Annotated in this window: 21 protein-coding genes, 1 tRNA gene and 1 pseudogene; 17 read left to right on the forward strand and 6 right to left on the reverse strand. The window is 71.6% G+C overall.

Annotated elements, in window-relative coordinates; genetic code table 11:
* Positions 1-44: 44 nt before the first annotated feature.
* Positions 45-1415 carry a Dyp-type peroxidase gene (locus ABZW11_RS05400; RefSeq protein ID WP_355412911.1) on the reverse strand — a complete coding sequence of 457 codons (1371 nt, stop codon included), beginning with the start codon at positions 1413-1415 and terminating at the stop codon, positions 45-47.
* 252 nt (positions 1416-1667) lie between these two features.
* On the opposite strand from ABZW11_RS05400, the gene ABZW11_RS05405 reads away from it, so the two are divergent.
* Complete coding sequence (locus ABZW11_RS05405) at positions 1668-2264, forward strand: helix-turn-helix domain-containing protein (protein WP_355412913.1); 597 nt, start codon at positions 1668-1670, stop codon at positions 2262-2264.
* A 41-nt stretch (positions 2265-2305) separates the two neighbouring features.
* The gene (locus ABZW11_RS05410) at positions 2306-2689 is read left to right on the forward strand and encodes a hypothetical protein (protein ID WP_355412915.1); all 384 of its coding nucleotides are present in this window, start codon (positions 2306-2308) and stop codon (positions 2687-2689) included.
* A 42-nt stretch (positions 2690-2731) separates the two neighbouring features.
* Here the strand turns inward: ABZW11_RS05410 and ABZW11_RS05415 are convergent, their stop codons facing one another.
* Together ABZW11_RS05415 and ABZW11_RS05420 are read right to left on the reverse strand one after the other, a co-directional pair.
* Positions 2732-3226 (reverse strand): DUF523 domain-containing protein, encoded by a 495-nt coding sequence (locus ABZW11_RS05415; protein WP_355412917.1) that lies wholly within the window; start codon positions 3224-3226, stop codon positions 2732-2734.
* Positions 3196-4569, reverse strand: coding sequence for a DHA2 family efflux MFS transporter permease subunit (locus tag ABZW11_RS05420; RefSeq protein WP_355413524.1), 1374 nt, complete (start codon positions 4567-4569; stop codon positions 3196-3198). The genes ABZW11_RS05415 and ABZW11_RS05420 overlap by 31 nt, the downstream gene beginning before the upstream one ends.
* Before the next feature lie 35 nt (positions 4570-4604).
* Here ABZW11_RS05420 and ABZW11_RS05425 point away from each other — a divergent pair, with 35 nt between their 5' ends.
* From ABZW11_RS05425 to ABZW11_RS05460, 8 genes are all read left to right on the forward strand, one after another.
* The gene (locus ABZW11_RS05425) at positions 4605-5312 is read left to right on the forward strand and encodes a TetR/AcrR family transcriptional regulator C-terminal domain-containing protein (protein WP_355412919.1); all 708 of its coding nucleotides are present in this window, start codon (positions 4605-4607) and stop codon (positions 5310-5312) included.
* A 109-nt stretch (positions 5313-5421) separates the two neighbouring features.
* Positions 5422-5784 carry a hypothetical protein gene (locus tag ABZW11_RS05430; RefSeq protein WP_355412921.1) on the forward strand — a complete coding sequence of 121 codons (363 nt, stop codon included), beginning with the start codon at positions 5422-5424 and terminating at the stop codon, positions 5782-5784.
* Entirely contained in the window at positions 5781-6158 is a 378-nt protein-coding gene (locus ABZW11_RS05435) for a hypothetical protein (protein WP_355412923.1), read from the forward strand. Before ABZW11_RS05430 ends, ABZW11_RS05435 begins: the two co-directional genes overlap by 4 nt.
* A 31-nt stretch (positions 6159-6189) precedes the next feature.
* Positions 6190-6795 carry an SRPBCC family protein gene (locus tag ABZW11_RS05440; protein WP_355412925.1) on the forward strand — a complete coding sequence of 202 codons (606 nt, stop codon included), beginning with the start codon at positions 6190-6192 and terminating at the stop codon, positions 6793-6795.
* 124 nt (positions 6796-6919) lie between these two features.
* Positions 6920-8161: an MFS transporter gene (locus tag ABZW11_RS05445; RefSeq protein WP_355412927.1), complete on the forward strand. Its 1242-nt coding sequence runs from the start codon at positions 6920-6922 to the stop codon at positions 8159-8161.
* Positions 8162-8256: 95 nt separating this feature from the next.
* Entirely contained in the window at positions 8257-8988 is a 732-nt protein-coding gene (locus ABZW11_RS05450; RefSeq protein ID WP_355412929.1) for a metal-dependent hydrolase, read from the forward strand.
* Positions 8989-9020: 32 nt separating this feature from the next.
* Positions 9021-9239: a helix-turn-helix domain-containing protein gene (locus ABZW11_RS05455; protein ID WP_355412931.1), complete on the forward strand. Its 219-nt coding sequence runs from the start codon at positions 9021-9023 to the stop codon at positions 9237-9239.
* Positions 9239-9772 carry a Clp protease N-terminal domain-containing protein gene (locus tag ABZW11_RS05460; RefSeq protein ID WP_355412933.1) on the forward strand — a complete coding sequence of 178 codons (534 nt, stop codon included), beginning with the start codon at positions 9239-9241 and terminating at the stop codon, positions 9770-9772. Before ABZW11_RS05455 ends, ABZW11_RS05460 begins: the two co-directional genes overlap by 1 nt.
* 13 nt (positions 9773-9785) lie before the next feature.
* Here ABZW11_RS05460 and sigJ read toward each other — a convergent pair whose 3' ends face one another.
* Positions 9786-10679 carry an RNA polymerase sigma factor SigJ gene (sigJ, locus tag ABZW11_RS05465; RefSeq protein ID WP_355412935.1) on the reverse strand — a complete coding sequence of 298 codons (894 nt, stop codon included), beginning with the start codon at positions 10677-10679 and terminating at the stop codon, positions 9786-9788.
* Between the two features lie 74 nt (positions 10680-10753).
* Between sigJ and ABZW11_RS05470 the strand changes: the two genes are divergently transcribed.
* Both ABZW11_RS05470 and ABZW11_RS05475 read left to right on the forward strand, forming a co-directional pair.
* Positions 10754-10826 (forward strand) — tRNA-Ala (locus tag ABZW11_RS05470).
* A gap of 85 nt (positions 10827-10911) precedes the next feature.
* A pseudogene (locus tag ABZW11_RS05475) lies at positions 10912-11322 on the forward strand (WYL domain-containing protein); the annotation flags it as partial.
* A 120-nt stretch (positions 11323-11442) separates the two neighbouring features.
* Here the strand turns inward: ABZW11_RS05475 and ABZW11_RS05480 are convergent.
* Positions 11443-11643: a DUF4236 domain-containing protein gene (locus ABZW11_RS05480; protein WP_355413525.1), complete on the reverse strand. Its 201-nt coding sequence runs from the start codon at positions 11641-11643 to the stop codon at positions 11443-11445.
* A gap of 156 nt (positions 11644-11799) precedes the next feature.
* Here ABZW11_RS05480 and ABZW11_RS05485 point away from each other — a divergent pair, with 156 nt between their 5' ends.
* A complete protein-coding gene (locus ABZW11_RS05485; RefSeq protein WP_355412937.1) occupies positions 11800-12546 on the forward strand; it encodes a metallophosphoesterase in 747 nt (248 codons plus the stop codon).
* On the opposite strand, the gene ABZW11_RS05490 is transcribed toward ABZW11_RS05485, so the two are convergent.
* Positions 12528-14174 carry a carbohydrate binding domain-containing protein gene (locus ABZW11_RS05490; protein ID WP_355412939.1) on the reverse strand — a complete coding sequence of 549 codons (1647 nt, stop codon included), beginning with the start codon at positions 14172-14174 and terminating at the stop codon, positions 12528-12530. The two genes, ABZW11_RS05485 and ABZW11_RS05490, sit on opposite strands and share 19 nt — an antisense overlap.
* A gap of 229 nt (positions 14175-14403) precedes the next feature.
* Here ABZW11_RS05490 and ABZW11_RS05495 point away from each other — a divergent pair, with 229 nt between their 5' ends.
* The 4 genes from ABZW11_RS05495 to ABZW11_RS05510 all read left to right on the forward strand — a co-directional run bounded on the left by ABZW11_RS05495 (position 14404) and on the right by ABZW11_RS05510 (position 19088).
* Entirely contained in the window at positions 14404-15387 is a 984-nt protein-coding gene (locus ABZW11_RS05495) for a LacI family DNA-binding transcriptional regulator (protein WP_355413527.1), read from the forward strand.
* Between the two features lie 75 nt (positions 15388-15462).
* Positions 15463-16461: an ABC transporter substrate-binding protein gene (locus ABZW11_RS05500; RefSeq protein WP_355412941.1), complete on the forward strand. Its 999-nt coding sequence runs from the start codon at positions 15463-15465 to the stop codon at positions 16459-16461.
* Between the two features lie 78 nt (positions 16462-16539).
* Positions 16540-18051 carry a sugar ABC transporter ATP-binding protein gene (locus tag ABZW11_RS05505; protein ID WP_355412943.1) on the forward strand — a complete coding sequence of 504 codons (1512 nt, stop codon included), beginning with the start codon at positions 16540-16542 and terminating at the stop codon, positions 18049-18051.
* On the forward strand, positions 18048-19088 hold the full coding sequence (locus ABZW11_RS05510; protein ID WP_355412945.1) for an ABC transporter permease: 1041 nt from the start codon (positions 18048-18050) through the stop codon (positions 19086-19088). The genes ABZW11_RS05505 and ABZW11_RS05510 overlap by 4 nt, the downstream gene beginning before the upstream one ends.

Genomic DNA, 19088 nt, shown 5'->3' on the forward strand with positions numbered 1-19088 from the left:
GCGTACATCCTTGTGCTCATGCCGCCGGAGGAGCGCCGTGATCGTCAGAGAGCACGCAGGTAGGCCAGGGAGGGCGCGAAGAAGTACTCGCCGCCCTTCATGGTGACCGTCTGCGGCACCTGAGGCTGCGGGACCGACATCTCCGGCTTGCCCCACACCTTGGGGAAGCGCACTTTGATGTCGCGGTCACCCTGACCGATGACCGGGTCGTGCCCGGTGGCCGGCATCTCGAAGTCGGGGTTGTTCGCCCAGGTCTGCTGCATGAACTCGAACTGGCCGAGCAGGCTGGCGTTGAACGCCATGAACAGCAGGCCCACCTCGCCGCTCGGGCGCCGCTCCGGCGGGGAGTCGTCCCATGGGTCGTCGGCGCGCTCGCCGTACGTCTGCCCGCGCCGCGCCATGACCACCTCGCGGCCGAACGAGCGCGGGTTGGTCTTCCTGACATGCCCGGAGAACGGGCACTTGGAGCCGTCGTCGGCGTCGAAGGTGAAGTCGTTGACGACGGGGCCGCCGGCCGGCCTCGACTTGAGCGTCAGCGGGGTGCCGTCCTTGAACCGGCCGACCAGCATGGCTCCCGCCCGCTCGCGGTCGGCGCCCTTCAGGCCGAGGCCGTCGGCGAGGTCGCGCTCGATCTCCTTGAACGCCCGTACGTTCTGCTCCAGCTTCCTGAAGACCAGGTAGCTGCCGTGGTGGCGCTCGGGGTCCGGGGCGAAGGGGTCCGGCACCAGGACGTTGGACAGCGGGAACGCCGGGTCCCAGTGCTTCCTCGGCTCCTTGTCCACCTCGTCCTTGACGAACAGCGGCTGGCTGCGCCCGTCGACGTAGCCGAAGTGCTCGATGCCGTCGCCGGCCGGGTTGCGCATGCCCTGGCCGCGCTCCTCGCCCAGCAGCCTGGCGCTCTCGGGCAGGTCGTCGAGTATCTCCCCGCGCAGCCGGTCGACGGGCCCGCGCTCGGCGTCGCCGATCAGGATGACGGCGTGGATCTCCCGCTGGTAGGTGCGCTGCCACTCCTCGACGGGCGGGTCGTTGACGACGGCGGTGCGGCGTTTCATGCCGTCGCGGAAGACCGGGTCGCCGAACTTGCGGACGTCCTCGACGGAATGGCCGAGGTCGCGGTAGCCGGCCTTGCTGATGCCGACCCCGACGTACGGGGTGCCCGGCTTGCGTCCTGCCGCGAAGTCGCGGATCTCCTGCAGGTGCTGCCGGGCCGACTTCATCGTCGTGGTGGCGAGGCGGCGCAGGAACGCCCGGCCCTCGGCCACGTCGTTGAACCGGACGAACAGCACGGACAGGTGCTCGCGTACGTGGGCGCGCAGGATGTTCGGCTGCAGATTGTCGAGCATCGCCTTGGTGTCGGCGTCGAGCGCGGCCGAGTCCCAGGCGAGAGGTCGTTCGTTGATCAGGTCGACAGGCATCGTGCGTGTCCCTTTCCCCGTTTCCCGATTATGTGAGAATCGGACCCCCTACGCGTTGAGGGAGAAAGGTTCGCAAGAATCTCTCGCCTTTCAACGCGTCCCATCCCTTCGACTCGCGAACGCCCGCGAAGGTTTCGGCCATAACGGGATCGGTGGATTTCCCGATGGGCGGAGACGGGGAATGCCCATTCAGCGCTCCTTTAGGGTGGTGATGGTGAAAAGCGGTGTGTCGTGGAGTGCCCGGAGGCGGCCATGAGGAGCCGGCAGTGGAGCCGTTCCGGAGCCACCCGTGACACGCTGTTACGCGCGGCTCGCGACGTCTTCCTGGCCAAGGGGTACGCGGACGCCACGGTGGCCGACATCGTGGCGGCGTCGGGCGTCAGCGTCGGCAGCCTTTACCACCACTTCGGCGGTAAGCCCGGTTTGTTCCTGGCGTTGTGGGAGCAGTTCACGCGCGGGCAGGAGGAACGCACCGCGCGGGCGGCCAAGGCGGCCGACGGCGCCTCAGAACGTTTTCTCGCGGGCGCCCGCGCCTATCTCGAAGGGACGTGGGAGCAGCGCGAAGTGGCCAGGCTCTTCCTGGAGAGCGACGGGCCCGCGGAGTTCACCACGCTGCGCCGGCAGCGCGGGTGGGGCTGGATCGGCGGCAACAAGCGGGTGCTCGGCCTCGCGGACACGCGGGAGAGCCACGTGCTGGTGGTGCTGCTGACCACGATGATGGGCGAGGCGGGTCGCGAGGTGGCCGCGTGCGAGACCGACGACGACGCCGCGGCGACGATCGCCGAGGTGATCGGGCTGGTGAGGCGGCTGCTGCCTACACCGCACGGCGTAGCGGAGCGGTCTCCCTAGGGACGACGGCCGCGGGGCCGCCGGGTGGGAGTGTGGGTCGCATGGATCTGCTCCGCCGGGTGCTCGCCGCTTCTTCGGCGGTGTACGCGCTCGTCTTCCTGACGTTCGCGCTGGCGCACGCCGGGGTCGCGATCGGCCCGCTCCGTGAGCCGGTGATCGTGCCCGCCGTCGTCGTCGAGACGTTGTGCGCCGTGGCCGCCGCCATCGGCGCGTACGGCGCGGCGGCCCGCCGGGCGTGGGCCTGGGACGGCCTCCTCTACGGCCACGCGGCCGCGCTGGGCGGCGTGCTGCTCGGCATCGCGGCGACCACCCTGAGCCCGGGCGGCGGGACGACCGTGGTGCTGCTCTGGTACCACGGCGTGATGGCCGCCGCGCTGACCGCCGGCCTGGCGGTCGCGTTCCACGCCTCCCGCGTGCGCGGATGACCGGCGCGAGGGCGCGCCGGCCGCCGGCCTACGGCGGTCTGGTCACGCCTCCAGGCCGCGCAGGTAGTCGGCGGCCTCGGCCACCTGGTCCTCGCAGAAGACGCGGATGCCGTGTGACTCCAGCAGGGCCGTCGTGACGCCCTGGCCCGGTGCGCGGCGTCCGGAGAAGGAGCCGTCGTAGACGGTGAGGACCCCGCAGGAGGGGCTGCCCTCCTTGAGCATCGCCATGCGGATCCCCTGGGAGCGCGCGACCGCGAGCGCGCCCCGCGCGCCCGCCACGAACGCGACGGTCACGTCGGCGCCGTCGGTCGCGAGCACGCGGGCCGTGCCGTCGAGCACGGCGGCGCCGCCCAGGCCGCCCTCGATCTCGGCCGCCGGGCGCGGGACGGGCAGCCCGCCCGCCACCTCGGGGCAGAACGGCACCAGCCGCCCCTCCTTCCGCCACACGGCGAGCAGCGCGTCGGAGCTGGTCTTGGCGCCGCCGTCGTAGCGCACCTTGCGGCCCATCAGGCAGGCGCTGACGAGGATCCTCTCCACGCCTTCGATCCTATGAGCGCGATCGGCACCAGCGAGACCGCGGTCAGGGCCGCCACCACCCAGAACGCGTACGTGAACGGCTGCGCCATGTCCGCCCGGGTGCCCGCCTGGGTGCCCGCCCGGGTGAACGCCTGCAGCACCACGGTCAGCACGGCGACGCCGAACGGCGCGGCCAGGCGTACGGCGATGGTGCTCAGCGTGGTCGCCGCCGGGATCGCGGCCCGCTCCAGCGTCGTGAACGCCGCCGCCATCACCGACGTGGACACCAGCCCGTGCCCGAGCCCCAGCAGGAACATCGGCGCCAGGCCGCCGCCGAGCAGCGTGAACGCCGCGATGCCGGCCACCGCGACGACCACCCCTGCCGCGCCGACGCCGCGCGCCCCCTTGCTGTTGGTGAGCCGGCCCGCCAGCGGCATCGTGATCGCCGCCCCGACGCCCATGGGCGCGAGCAGCAGGCCCGCCTCCAGCGCGGTGCCCCCGGCGGCGAGCTGGGCGTGCAGCGGCACGAGCACGGTGAACCCGAACAGCGCGGCCGAGTAGCAGACCAGCGCGCCGACCGCCGCGGTGAACGTCCTGTCGCCGAACAGCCGCAGGTCGAGCAGCGTCCCCTGACGGCGCAGCGCTCGTACCGTGAACGCCGCCACCAGCGCCACGCCCGCGAGCAGCACGGGGAGCGCGGCGCCGCCCTGCTCCGACAGCCCGTAGACGACGGCCGCGAGCCCGGTGGAGAGCAGCGCGAGCCCGGCCACGTCGAGCGGCTGCGGACGCTCGCCAGGGCCGCCGGGCAGCAGGACGAGCGCGGCCACGAGCGCGAGCGCGCAGATCGGCACGTTGACCAGGAACAGCCACCGCCAGCCGAGCCCCTCCACGATCACGCCCCCGAGCGGCGGCCCGAGCACCGGCGCCAGCATGGCCGGCACGGACAGCGCGGCCATCGCCCGGCCCATGCGCTCCTTGCCCGCCGCCTGCGCCAGCATCGCCTGGCCGACCGGCATGAGCAGGCCGCCGCCGATCCCCTGGACGGCGCGGAAGGCGACCAAGCTCCAGACCGACCAGGCGGCGGCGCTGAGCGCCGACCCGGCCACGAACAGCACCAGAGCGGTCAGCCAGACGCGGCGCGCGCCGAATCTCCCGGTCGCCCAGCCGGTGACCGGCACCGTCATGGACAGCGCGAGCAGGTAACCGGTGACCGTCCACTGGATCTCAGGCAGGGACGAGCCGAAGTCGCGGGCCAGGGTGCCGAGCGCGACGTTGACGATCGTGGTGTCGAGCATCGTCATGATCACGCCGAGCAGGACGGCGGTGCCGGTGGCCCAGAGGGGAGTTCGTACGGCGTATCGCATGTCGTACACCGTATCACCCTCGTACGCTGTACCTCGTGACGTCTCCATGGTCGAAGCCAGCACCGCCCCGCCGCCCGGCGCTGACCAGAGAGGTGATCGTGGCCGCCGCCATCGCGCTCGCCGACGCCGAAGGGCTGGACGCGGTCTCCATCAGGCGCGTGGCCGCCGAGCTCGGCGCCCGCACGATGACGCTGTACTCCTACATCGAGCGCAAGGAGGACCTCCTCGCGCTGATGGCCGACGAGATCGCCGCCGAGGCGCACGCCGATGAGCCGCTCCCTGACGACTGGCGCGAGGCGCTGCTGCTGCTCGCCCGCCTGGAACGCGACCTCGTACGCCGCCACCCCTGGCGGGTCGATCTCATCTCGCAGCGGGTCGCGGTCGGCCCCAACGGGCTGCGGCACGTCGAGCAGAAGCTGGCGGCCATCGGCAGGCTGGGCGTCGACCGGCTGACGGCCTGGCGGATCCTGGCGGCGTTCAACGACTACATGACCGGCTTCGTGATCAGGGAGGCGCTGGAGCGCGCGACGCCGCGCGAGGCGGGCATCAGCGAGGCCGAGCGGGCCGCGCTGGCCGAGCCGCACGTCAGGGAGCTGATCGCGGGCGGCGAGTTCCCCCTGCTGGGGCCGATGATCGAGCAGGGCGTGCAGGGAGTCGACGACAACTTCGAGCGCGGGCTCGGCTGGGTGCTCGACGGCATCGAGGCGCACCTGCGAGGGCGGGCCTCGTCGGACGGCCGGTGAGGCGGGTAGGCGGCGGCGTCGGAAGGCCGGTGGGGCCGGGCGTCGGCGACGACATCACCAGGCCGGTCGTCAGCGGGGGCGGGGCATCCGGGCGATAGCCTTACCCCCGATGAACACCACCGTCTCCACGATCGTCATCTCCGGCTCGCTGCTGCTGATGCTGATGAGCCTGATCGTCGCGATCCGCAACCGCCCGATGGGCATGGTGCTGCTGGTCGGCTTCGCCCTGCTGGAGGTGGCGGTGCTGGTGCAGGCCGGGTTCGTGATCGCCGGGGTGGCGGGCGGCGCGGGGCCCGACGACAAGGCCACGCTGTTCGGCTACGTCGGCGGCGAGGTGCTGATCCCGCCGGCCGCGGTGTTCCTCGCGCTGGCCGAGCGCAGCAGGTGGGGCTCGGCGATCCTGGCCGTGGCCGGGTTCGCGATCGCGGTGATGACGGCCAGGTTGCTGCAGATCTGGCAGGGCGTGGCGTGACCGGCTCGATCGGCACCGGGCCAGGACGTGCGCTGATCGCCGTCTACGGGTTGTTCGCGCTGGCCGCGGGGGCGCGGGCGGGCGTGCAGATCGCCACCAGGTTCGGCGAGGCGCCGCTGGCCTACAGCCTGTCGGCGTTCGCGGCGGCGGTCTACATCCTGCTCACCGTCGCGCTGTGGCGCGGCGCCCGCCGGCTGGCGCTCGTCTCGCTCGGCATCGAGCTGGCCGGGGTGCTCGTCATCGGCACGCTCAGCATGCTCGACCCGGCCGCCTTCCCCGACGAAACCGTGTGGTCCGCCTACGGCAAGGGTTACCTGTTCATCCCCCTCGTGCTGCCCCTCGTCGGCCTCTTCTGGCTGTGGCGCCGGCGTTAACGCCGGACGTGTCTGGGCAGTGGCTGACACCATGAGCACGATCGAACACTCCGAAGACGTCAGGGTCCCCGTACGCGTCGCGTACGACCAGTGGACGCAGTTCGAAAGCTTCCCCGAGTTCATGGAGGGCGTGGAATCGGTCAAACAGCTCAGTGACACGCGTACGGCCTGGGTGGCCGACATCGCCGGTGTCCGGCGCGAGTTCGAGGCCGAGATCACCGAGCAGCACCCGGACGAGCGCGTCGCCTGGCGCAGCGTCGAGCGCCCCCACCACGCCGGTGTGGTGACCTTCCACCGCATCGACGAGAACGCCACCAGGGTCACCCTCCAGATGGAGTACGACCCCGAGGGGTTCGTGGAGACGGCCGGCGACTGGCTGCAGCTCGTCAGGATGCGCGTGGTCGGCGACCTCAAGCGGTTCAAGACGTTCATCGAGTCGCGCGGCGGCGAGACCGGCGCCTGGCGCGGCGACGTCCCTGGGCCGCATCAGGAGGGCTCCACGTACGGCGGCAGCGGCCAGCCCGTTCCCCCCGGCACGGTCGGCGGCGGCGGCCAGGAGCCTGGAGGCACCCTGCCTCCTCCCGGCCCCATTCCGCCGAACGAGCCCCCCGCGACGCCGCCCAGGCCGGTGCTCTGACCGGTCAGGCGTCGTACCCCGAGAACGCACAGAACCCCCGGACCTGTCCGGGGGTTCTGTGGTGCCAGGAATAAAGCGGCATTTCGCTCCTGTTAAGGTGGTGATTCATCCCATGATTTGATGAGTGGAGGACCTCCCCAGCATGACCGTGCTCGCACAAGAGTCCCGTGGCAGCAGCACCCGCCTCGCCTGGCTCCTCGTCCTGGGGATCGTCCTGGCCGCACTCAACCTGCGCACCGGGGTCACCAGCGTCGGCCCGCTGCTCGACCAGCTCGCCGCCGGGCTCGGCATGTCCAGCGTCGGCACCGGCCTGCTGACCACGCTGCCCGTGCTGGCCTTCGCCAGCGTCGGCGCGATCACCCCGACCCTGGCCAGGCGGATCGGCGAGCACCGGCTGCTGCTGCTCGCCCTCATCACGCTCGGCACGGGGTTGCTGGTCAGGTCGCTGGTCGGCTCCGCCCCTGTGTTCCTGGTGAGCAGCGCGGTCGCGCTGTCCGGTGGCGCGGTCGGCAACGTGCTCATCCCGACGCTGATCAAGCGGCACTTCCCGGCGCGTACCGGGATCATGACCACCGTCTACACCACGGCCCTGGCGGTCGGCACCATGCTCGCCGCCGCCGCGACCGTGCCGATCGAGCGCGCGGCGGGGGACTGGCACGTCGCGCTCGGCGTGTGGGCGGCCCTCGCTCTCGTCGCCGCCATTCCGTGGCTCGCGCTGCTGCGCAGTGAGCCGGAGCGGGGCACCGGGAGCCGGGACGCGGGCATCCGCGCCCTGCTCCGCAGCAGGCTCGCCTGGATGATCGCGATCTACTTCGGCACCCAGTCGATGATCGCCTACATCATGTTCGGCTGGCTCGCCGCGATGCTCACCGACAACGGCTACACCACCCCCGAGGCGGGGCTGGTCCTCGGCGTCTTCACCGCGCTGAACATCCCCGTCTCGATCGTCGTCCCCATGGTCGCCTCGCGCTTCCGCGACCAGCGCCCGCCCGTCGTCGGGCTCGTGGCGTTCTACGTGGTCGGCTTCCTCGGCCTGTGGTTCGCGCCGGCCTCGACGGCCATGGTGTGGGTGGTGTTCGTGGCCGTCGGCATGGGCTCCTTCCCGCTGGCGCTGATGATGCTGGGGTTGCGCACCCGTACGCCGGAGAGCACGGCCGCCCTGTCGGCCTTCGGCCAGAGCGCCGGCTACCTCATCGCCGGCGCGGGCCCGCTGCTGGTCGGCGTGCTGCGGGAGACGACCGGCGGGTGGTCGCTGCCGTTCGGGATGATCTTCGTCGTGCTCGTCGTCCAGCTCCTCACCGGCCTGTACGCCGGCCGCGCCCGCTATCTGGAGGACGAGCGCCCCACTGCCAGAATGACCGGGTGAAATCCACTGTCGTCACCTTTCCCAGCGGCCTGACCAGCGGCCGCTCAAAGATCGTCGGGACCGTGCCGGTTGAGGGGGGCAGGCACGGTCTCGTCGTGTCCGAGACTCCCTTCCATCCCCTCGATCACACCTGGCCCGACCAGCCGGCCGACCGGGGCACGCTCGGCGGCCGGCCGGTGCTCGACTGCGTGACGGGGGCCGTCGACGACTCCGGCGAGATCCTGCTGGGCCCCGCCATCCCCGTGCGGCGGGGCGCCGAGGGGTGGGAGTGGCTGGTGGTCCACGTGACCGCGTCGCCGCTGCCCGTGGGCGAGGAGGTGGACCTCGAAGTCGATCGCGAGCACCGTACGGCGCTGTCCGCCGGTCACACCGCCTGCCACCTCGCCGCGCTCGCGCTCAACGCCGTGCTGGCCGATCGGTGGCGCAAGGAGGCGCGGCCGGACTCGCTCGGCAATCCCGACTTCGACCAGGCCGCGATCACCTCCTCCCGCATCGAGCCCCACGGCAGCGTGGACGTCTACCGGCTCGGCAAGTCCCTGCGCAAGAAGGGCTTCTCGGCCGAGAACCTCGACCCCGCGCAGGTCGCCGCGCAGGTGAACGAGCTGCTGGCGGGGTGGGTGGCCGCCGATGCGCCCGTACACGTGCAGGTGCCGGGGCCCGAGCTGACCGCCCGGCGCACGTGGCACTGCTCGCTGCCGGATGGGGAGGCGTCGATCCCGTGCGGCGGCACCCACCTCACCCGTACGTCGGAGCTGGGCCGTGTCTCGGTCGTGCTCACGCTGGACGACGCGGCGCTCACCATGAGGACGACTGTCAGCATGTGTTGACAGATGGCCCCGTGTCAGCACATGCTGACACCATGGACGTGACGGAACTGGCCGAGACGGCCGCAGGACGCGACCCGCATGACGGGCTGCGGGCCGTGGCCGCGCTCAGGGCGCTGCTGGAGGAGCTGGAGGCGGTCCACGTGTCCACCGCCCGCGCGCAGGGCTGGTCCTGGGAGCAGATCGCCGACGCGCTGGGGGTCCGGCGGCAGTCGGCGCACCGCAAGCACGCACGCAGGACGGGAAGGGGCTGATGATGTTCGCCAGGTTCACCGAGGGTGCTCGCGCGGCCGTGGTCGCGGGCGGGATTCACGCGCTGGACGCGGGACTGCCCGCGCTCGACACCGGGCCGCTCCTGCTCGGGCTCGCGGAGGTGCGGCCGTTCCGGCTGGAGCACTTCACCGCCGCCCCCGCCGACGTACGCCGGCACGCCGCGCTGCCCGACCCCCGCGCCCTGCTGGCCACGCTGGGCATCGACCTCGACGAGGTGCACCGCCGCACCAGGGCCGGCGCCGCCGACCCCCGGCGGTGGTCGTTGCGCCGCTCCCGCCTGCGCCCGCTCCGCGTCACCCTGTACGGGCCGCTCGGCGAGCTGCCGCTGACCATGCACGCGAGAAAGGCCGTGGAGGTGGCGCAGTGGCGCCCCGGCCCCGTCACAGGAGAATGCCTGCTGTGGGGCCTGCTCGCCGACGCCGCCAACGGCGCGGGACGGATTCTGCGCGCGTCGGGCGTGGACATACCGGCCCTGGTCCGTGAGGCCGCCATCCCCACCCGCCACGCCGCCTGACCGCACCTCCGGATCAGCCGGTGGGGTGGAGGTGGGCGATCTTGTCGGGGTTGGCCATCAAGTAGATCGTCTCGACGCGGCCGTCCACGATCACGAGGGACAGGACGCCGACGACCCGCTCGCCGGCCGACATGACGATGCCGGGGGCGCCGTTGATCGTGTCCATGGTGAACGACCAGTCCGGCACGTCCGGCAGGCCGATCGAGGCCATGAACTTGGCGATGTTCTCCCGCGTGGTGATGGAGGCGAGAAAGCGGCCGACGTTCGCGGAGCCGGTGATGGCCCGCAGCGCCGCCCTGGCCTTGCCGCCGCCGTCGCTGACCAGCTGCACCTTGTCGGACAGCAGCGTGATCAGCCCGTCGAGGTCGCCTTCCGCCGCCGCGCCGAAGAACCGCTCGGTGATCCGGCGGCGCTCGTCGCGGTCCACGTCGAAGCGCGGCCGCCGCTCGCGTACGCGCTCACGCGCCCGCCTGGCGAGCTGCCTGACGGCCGGCTCGTTGCGTCCGACGATCTCCCCGATCTCCGCGAACGGCAGGTCGAACGCCTCTCGCAGCACGAACACGGCCCGCTCCAGCGGCGTCAGCGTCTCCAGCACGACCAGCAGCGCCAGCTCGACGGAGTCGGCCAGCACGGCGTGCTCGGCGATGTCGGGCCCGGTGGAGATCGGCTCGGGCAGCCACGGCCCGACGTACGACTCCCGCCGCGCCTTCAGCTGCCGCAACCGGTCGATGGCCAGCCGCGAGGTCACCCTGACGAGATACGCCTTGGGGTCGGCGACGTCCGCGCGATCGGCCGCCGACCAGCGCAGCCACGCCTCCTGGACGACGTCTTCCGCGTCGGTCACGCTGCCCAGGATGCGGTAGGCGACGGCGGTCAGCAGACTGCGGTGCTCCTCGAAGGTCGGCATGAACCCTAAGACGTACCACAGAGCCGCGACGTGACACGAGGGCTCCGAACCTCCGTTACACTTGTTGATCGCAAGGGGCTATGGCGCAGTTGGTAGCGCGCCTCCATGGCATGGAGGAGGTCTGGGGTTCGAATCCCCATAGCTCCACAAGATTCCGAGCAGCGCCCCGCCTGATGGCGGGGCGTTCCACGTTTCCGGGGGCTGCTCAGCCGGCGTCGAGCACGGCCAGGTAGTGCGGCTGGACGCCGAGGAACTCGGTGTATCACGCCTGCGCGGCCTCCTGCTGGCCGGCACCGAGCGCGGCCGGCGGACCTTCCGGGTGGATCGGATCGCCGGGGCCGAGCCGGCGGAGGAGGAGTTCGGGCGGCCGGAGGACTTCGAGGCGGGATCCGCCTGGCAGGAGGTCGTCGAGGAGATGGAACGGCGGCGCTCGACGGTCGCGGCCACCGTGCTCATCGCGGCCCGGTTCGTCCCGATCCTGCGGGACAGGTTCGGGCGGCACTGGGAGGTCGTCGGCGAGGAGGAGGACGGGCGGGCCAGGGTGCGGGTGGCGGCCCCGATGGCCGTGACGCTCGCCGGGCGGCTCTCCGGGTGGGGCGCGCGGGCCGAGGTGGTGGAGCCCGAGGAGGTCAGGACGGAGCCGGCCCGCATCGGCGCCGAACTCGTCGCCCGCCACGCCCCTGACCTGTGTGGAAAGGGGCGGGCCGGAGGTATGAGCCTCCGGCCCGTTTCTATGACAAGCGGTCACGAGGACCGCCGAGGGTCAGTAGTGGTGGCGGCGACGGCCGCCGAACGTCTTGCCGAGGTGGAAGCCGCCGGGCAGGTGCACCGACACGTGACGGCGGCCGTCGGGGGTGGTCGAGACGTGGAAGCGGCGCCCGCCGAAGCTGTGGCCGATGCCGTGCCGCGAGAGGTTGATCCGGAACGGACCCACTTTGACCGACTTGCTGTAGTGCCAGCCCACTGTCCCTCCTCCACCGTCATGCGCTCAGTGGAAAGAACGTCCGGAACGGCGGCCGGGTTCCCGGAGTGGTCGGGCGTACGCACGCGGAAGTGGCTCTGAGTCCGCCCGCGGGCTCGGTCTACGTTATGAGCAGGACCTAGGGAAGGGGCTCCCGACATGATCGTGATCGCGCATCTGAGTGACGTCCACATCGGCGCCACGGCCGAGAGCGTCACCCGTACGGCGGCGGTCATGCGTTACCTCGACGCGCTGCCCGCCGACCTCGACGCCGTATTGGTCACCGGCGACATCGCCGACCACGGGACGGCCGAGGAGTACGAGAGCGCCGCCAAGCTGCTCACCTCCCGCCACCCCGTCCTGATCGGCCCGGGCAACCACGACGTGCGCGCCGGGTTCCGCCGCGTCCTGCTGGGCCGGCCGGCCGATGACCGGCCGGTCAACCAGGTGCTGCGCACCCCGAACGCGATCTACGCGATGTGCGACTCCTCCATTCCCGGCGAGGACGCGGGCCACCTCGAGGACGAGACGCTCGACTGGCTCGCGGGCGTGCTGGCGGGCAGCGGCGGGCTGCCGGTGTTCGTGGCCTTCCACCACCCGCCGGTCATGCTGCACGGCCCTGGCATCGACGGCATCAGGATGCACAGGACGGAACGCCTGGAAGCGCTGCTCGCCGAGCACCCGAACGTGCCCGCCGTGCTGGTGGGCCACGCGCACACGGCCGCCGCCACCACGTTCGCGGGCCGGCCGCTGCTGGTGGGCGGCGGCGTGGTGTCCACGCTGAAGCTGCCCTGGGAGGGCGGCGTCAGCTTGGCCGAGGCCATCGACTACGCCCTGCCGCCGCTGATCGCCTTCCACGTGTTCGACGGGGCCAGGATGACCACGCACTACCGCGTCGTGCCGTGAGCGGGGACGGGCCCACCCCGGGCCAGGTGGGCCCGTCCCCTTACGGTCACCGTTCGGTGAGCTCGATGAACGTCACCGAGTACGCCGGGAAGTCGTAGGTGAAGGCCGAGGAGAAGCCGTTCACCCGCTGCCGCCGCGGCCCGGTACTTCTCCCAGCCGCCCGCCTTCACCCGCACGGTGGCCCGGCCCAGCACCGTCGTGCCGTCCTCGGCGGTCACCGTGAGCGTGCCAGGCTCGCTGCGCCTGGCCCACAGCGACAGCTCGTAGCGCTCGCCCTTGCGCAGCGGCAGGCCGCGGTTGAAGCCGGCGTTGCTCACCCCGGCCGTGCCCGCGCCGGTCACGTCGAGGCGCAGGTAGTTGCGGTTGTTCGCGTTGAGCGGGCGGTCGCCGGTGACGGCCGGAGTGGCGGTGGCGCCGCGCTCGGCCGTGCTCCAGGCGGTCAGCCCCGTGTAGGTGGGCTCGTCGGTCGCGTTGAACTCGAACGAGCGGTTCTGCACCAGTTCGGCGTACAGGCCGCCGTCGGCGGCGTGGTTGATGTCCTCGTAGAAGACGCCGTACAGGTCGGGGCCGACCTTCGTGCCCTTGGCCCGGGTGTCCACGGTCAGCTCACCGGTGGTGTACCCCTCGACGCGGAACCTGGCGGGCGGCGTGCCCATGACGAGCGCGCCGCCGCTGACGGCGACGGCCCGATCGCCCGAGGTGAGCGTGACCTTGCCGCCGCCCGCGTCGGTGAGCTTGCAGACCGAGCCCAGGGCGGACAGGCGCACCTTGGCCGCCGCCTCCAGGTACTTCCCGCCGGCCACCTCCTTGAGCCTGACGCCGTCGCCGCTCGGCTCGGCGGTGAAGGCCAGGCTCGTCATGCCCGCCGACGCCGAGGCGCGCACGGCGCCCGAGCGCTCGGCCGTCAGGTACGGCCGCTCCGCCGCCCGCAGCGTGAACGTCCCCTCGGGCACCACCGCCCGGCCGGGAGCCGCCTTGATCGCGAAGTAGTCGAAGTCCACCCGCATGGAGGTGCCGTTCTGGGCCGAGAGCCCGAACAGCCCGACCTGCCCGACCGCGAGCCGGGCGGTCATCCTGGACGCCTCCACCCACGCGGCGCCGTCCCAGTAGGAGGAGACGAACTCGTCGCCGGTGCGCGCCAGTTTGAGCACCTCGGCGGTGGAGCCTGGCCGGGCCGAGAAGGCGGCGGTGAAGGCGGCGCCGACCTCGGTGGCCGTCTCGATGACCGGGCCGCCTTCGAAGCCGACGTGGGCGAGCCCGGCGCGCACGTAGTTGTCCCAGTCCTGCCAGGCCAGCAGGCCCGCGCTCTGGTAGTCGAGCGCCACGGGGGCGCTGAGCCTCGTGACCACCTCGAAGTCGCCGTCGGGGACGTCCGCGAGGAAGAGGTTGCGCGCGTTGTTGGTGGCCTGGTGGGTGTCGCCGGTGGAGGTGCCGAGGTGCAGGGCGCCGCCGGACAGGCTCCAGCGGGAGTCGTCGGGGGACAGCACGCTCCAGTCGGGGCCGAGCGTGGTGCCGTCGAACTCGTCCACGACGGCGCCGTCGGGTAAGGGCGCGGGTTCGGCGGGCGCGCGGGCCGGCGCCACCAGGGAAGCGGCCACGAGCAGGGCCGACAGGATGATGCGCGACATGAGCGGGGGGCTCCTCACGGGTTGTTAGCGTTAACACATAAGTGAGCGTTAACAAGCGCGATCAGCGCCACGTTAGGGACGGCCGACCAGGGGCGTCAAGAGGCGGCTGTGTAACCCGACCGTAATCCGGCGAGCCCTTGACGGAAGTGATTGTGAGCGTTCACAGTCGGGGCCAAGCCAGGAAAGGAGCACGGCCGTGAGATCCACCCTGGGGCGCCGCCTACCGGTCATGGCCGACGTGGCCAGAGAGGCCGGCGTGTCGCATCAGACCGTCTCACGCGTGCTCAACGACCATCCGAACGTCCGCAGCGAGACCCGTACGCGGGTGCTCCAGGCCATCGACAAGCTCGGCTACCGCCGTAACCTCGTCGCCCGCGCCCTGGTCACCAAGCACTCCAGGACGCTCGGCGTGGTCAGCTTCGACACCACCCTGTACGGCCCGGCCAGCACCGTCTACGGCATCGAGCAGGCGGCCAGGGCGGCCGGCTACTTCGTCAGCATCGTCAGCCTCACCTCGATCGACAGGGCCGGCGTCCGCGACGCCCTCGACTACCTGGCCGACCAGGGCGTGGACGGCGCCGTGGTGGTCGCGCCGCAGCGCTCGGCCGCCCAGGCGCTGGCCGATCTGCCGTCCGGCATCCCCACGGTCGCCGTCGAGGGCGGGCAGGCCGGCGAGGTGTCGGTGGTCTGCGTCGACCAGGTCGCGGGTGGCAGGCTCGCCACCGAGCATCTGCTCGCGCTCGGCCACGAGACGGTCTGGCACGTCGGAGGTCCCTCCGACTGGCTGGAGGCGGAAGGGCGGGTGGCCGGGTGGCGGGCCGCGCTGGAGGAGGCGGGCCGCGCGGTCACGCGGCCGCTCGCCGGTGACTGGAGCCCGCGATCGGGCTACGAGGCGGGCCGCAGCCTGGCGAGCATGAGGAACGTCACGGCGGTCTTCGTCGCCAACGACCAGATGGCGCTCGGCGTGCTGCGGGCGTTCAGCGAGCAGGGGGTGAGAGTGCCCGAGCAGGTGAGCGTGGTCGGCTTCGACGACGTGCCCGAGTCGGCGTACTTCTCCCCGCCGCTCACGACCATCAGACAGGACTTCGGCGCGGTGGGAAGGCACAGCATCGAGGTGCTGGTACGGCAGCTCAAAGGCGGCCTCGACGAGCGGGAGCGGCTCGTGGTGCCGCCCTCGTTCGTGGCCAGGGCCAGTACGGCCCCCCCGGCCTGAGCGAGCTGTGGAAAGGCAGGACGCGCTGGCGCCCAACTGGGCTTGTTAGCGCTCACATCGAAAGGAACCCCCCACGTGTTAAGAAGGATTTCGGCGCTGGTGCTCGCCGGACTCACCGCGTTCGCGGTGGCGTCGTGCGGCAGCGAGGGCGGCGGCGGCACCGGTGGCGACGCGGGTGCCGGTGGCGGGACGGACGACACGATCGTCATGGGCTTCTCCCAGGTCGGCGCGGAAAGCGGCTGGCGCACCGCCAACACCAAGTCCGTACAGGAGTCGGCGAAGGCGGCGGGCATCGAGCTCAAGTTCTCCGACGCGCAGCAGAAGCAGGAGAACCAGATCAAGGCGATCCGCTCGTTCATCCAGCAGCGGGTGGACGTGATCGCCTTCTCGCCGGTGGTGGAGTCGGGCTGGGACCCGGTGCTCAACGAGGCCAGGAACGCGAAGATCCCGGTCATCCTGACCGACCGCGCGGTCGACTCCCAGGACACCTCCCTCTACAAGACCTTCCTCGGCTCCGACTTCATCGAGGAGGGCAAGAAGGCCGGCCAGTGGCTGGTCGAGGAGTACAAGGACTCCTCCGACACCGTGAACATCGTCGAGCTGCAGGGCACGACCGGCTCGGCCCCGGCCAACGACCGCAAGGCCGGCTTCGCCGAGGTCATCCAGGCCGACGCGAAGTTCAAGATCATCGCCTCGCAGACCGGCGACTTCACCAGGGCCAAGGGCAAGGAGGTCATGGAGGCGTTCCTGAAGTCCAACCCCGACATCGACGTCCTCTACGCCCACAACGACGACATGGGACTCGGCGCCATCGAGGCGATCGAGGGCGCGGGCAAGGTGCCCGGCAAGGACATCAAGATCATCACCGTGGACGCCGTGAAGGACGGCATGCAGGCGCTCGCCGACGGCAAGATCAACTACATCGTCGAGTGCTCGCCGCTGCTCGGCCCGCAGCTGATGGACCTCGCCAAGAAGGTCGTCGCGGGCGAGGAGGTGCCGACCCGGGTGGTGACCGAGGAGACCACGTTCACCCAGGAGCAGGCCAAGGAGGCGCTGCCCTCCCGCCAGTACTGACCCGCAGGGCGTGACGACGACGAGCGGCGGCCCGGAGCAGGCGCCCGGGCCGCCGCCCCAACGGAAGGGGAAAGGCACATGGCCGTACCCGCGCCGGTCCTGACGATGAGCGGGATCGGCAAGAGGTTTCCGGGGGTGACGGCCCTGGACGGCGTGAACCTGCGGCTGCTGCCCGGCGAGGTGCACGCGCTGATGGGCGAGAACGGGGCGGGCAAGTCCACTCTGATCAAGGTGCTCACCGGCGTGTACGCCGCCGACGCCGGCACGATCGAGCTGGGCGGGGCACCCGTGGCGTTCGCCAGCCCGCTGGAGGCGCAGCAGGCCGGCATCAGCACGGTCTACCAGGAGGTCAACCTCTGCACGAATCTGTCCGTGGCCGAGAACATCCTGCTCGGCAGGGAGCCGCGCCGCCTCGGCCGCGTCGACTGGCGGCGCATGCGGGCCCGCGCGGGTGAGCTGCTGGCCCGGCTGGAGCTGGAGCTGGACGTGGCGGCGCCGCTGTCGTCCTACTCGCTGGCCGTCCAGCAGATGGTGGCGATCGCGCGGGCGATCGACATCGACGCCAGGGTGCTGATCCTGGACGAGCCGACCTCCAGCCTCGACGCCGACGAGGTGCGCCAGCTGTTCAGGGTGATGCGGCGGCTGAAGGAGGAGGGCATCGCGATCCTGTTCGTCTCGCACTTCCTCGACCAGATCTACGAGATCTCCGACCGCATGACGATCCTGCGCAACGGCCGGCTGGTCGGCGAGTACGCCACCCGCGAGCTGCCGCAGGTCGAGCTGGTCGCGAAGATGATCGGCAAGGAGCTGGCCGCGCTGGAGCGGCTGCACGGCACGGCCACGGTGTCCGACACGCCGCTGGTCGAGGCGCGCGAGCTGGGGCGTACCGGGGCGATCGAGCCGTTCAGCCTGACCATCCACGAAGGGGAGGTGGTGGGGCTGGCCGGGCTGCTCGGCTCCGGCCGTACGGAGATCGCCCGGCTGCTGTTCGGCGCCGACCACGCGAGCACGGGCGAGATCGCGGTCGGCGGCGCACCGGCGTCCTTGCGCACGCCGCGTACGGCGATGGCCCACAAGATCGCGTTCTGCTCGGAGAACCGCAAGACCGACGGCCTGATCCCCGACCTCACCGTGCGCGAGAACATCATCCTGGCCCTGCAGGCCACCAGGGGCTGGACCAGGCCGGTGCCCCGCGACCAGCAGGACGAGCTGGTCGGCAGGTACATCAAGGCGCTCAACATCAGCCCGCCCAACCCCGAGCACCTGGTCCGCGACCTCAGCGGCGGCAACCAGCAGAAGGTGGTGCTGGCGAGGTGGCTGATCCTGGAGCCCAGGCTGCTCATCCTCGACGAGCCGACCCGCGGCATCGACGTCGGCGCGAAGACCGAGATCCAGCGTCTGGTGGCGGAGCTGTCGGACGGCGGGATGGCGGTGCTGTTCATCTCGGCGGAGCTGGAGGAGGTGCTGCGGCTCAGCCACAAGGTCGAGGTGCTGCGTGACCGGCGGCTGGTGGCCGAGCTGCCCAACGACGCCGAGCTGACGACCGACGTGCTGATGGAGACGATCGCGAGCGGAGGCCGGGCCTCATGAGACGCCTGATGTGGCCGGTCGTGGTGCTGGTCCTGCTCCTGGTGCTGAACGTGTTCTTCACGCCCGGCTTCTTCTCGATCGAGGTCAAGGACGGCCACCTGTACGGCAGCCTGATCGACATCCTGCGCTTCGGCGCGCCGCTCATCCTGGTCTCGCTGGGCATGACGCTGGTCATCGCGACCGGCGGCATCGACCTGTCGGTCGGCTCGGTGGTGGCGATCTCGGGCGCGCTGGCCTGCCTGCTCATCAGCGAGGAGGCGAGCCTGTTCACCGCGGTGGCGCTGGCGCTCGGGCTGTGCCTGGTGCTCGGGGTGTGGAACGGGTTCCTGGTCGCCGGCATCGGCATCCAGCCGATCATCGCCACGCTGATCCTCATGGTGGCCGGGCGCGGGCTGGCCCAGCTCATCACCGACGGGCAGATCATCACCGTCAACAGCCCGGCGTACAAGGTGATCGGCGGCGGCTACTTCCTGACCGTGCCGTTCGGCATCCTCATCGTGGTGGCGGTGCTCGCGATCACCGCGTTCCTGACCAGGCGGCTGGCGCTCGGCATGCTGATCGAGTCGGTCGGCGGCAACGCCGAGGCGAGCAGGCTGGCGGGCATCAGGTCGCGCGGCATCATCGTCATGGTCTACGCCTTCGCCGCCCTGTGCGCGGGCGTCGCGGGCCTGATGATCAGCTCGAACGTCTCCAGCGCCGACGGCAACAACGCCGGCCTGTGGATCGAGCTGGACGCGATCCTGGCCGTGGTGATCGGCGGCACGTCGCTGGCCGGCGGGCGCTTCTCGCTCGGCGGCACCGTGCTGGGCGCGCTCATCATCCAGACGCTGACCACCACCATCTACTCGATCGGCGTGCCGCCGGAGACGACGCTGCTGTTCAAGGCGCTGGTCGTGACCGCGGTCTGCCTGATCCAGTCGCCGGCGTTCCGGGCCAAGGTGATGCGGCGGCGCGGGCGGGCCGCGCCGCCGGGCCCGCCGGCCACGGCGGCGGCACCCAGTGAGGCGGCGAGCACGCCGGACGGAGTGAGGTCATGA

The sequence above is a fragment of the Nonomuraea sp. NPDC004580 genome (assembly GCF_040609855.1).
Lineage (GTDB): Bacteria > Actinomycetota > Actinomycetes > Streptosporangiales > Streptosporangiaceae > Nonomuraea > Nonomuraea salmonea.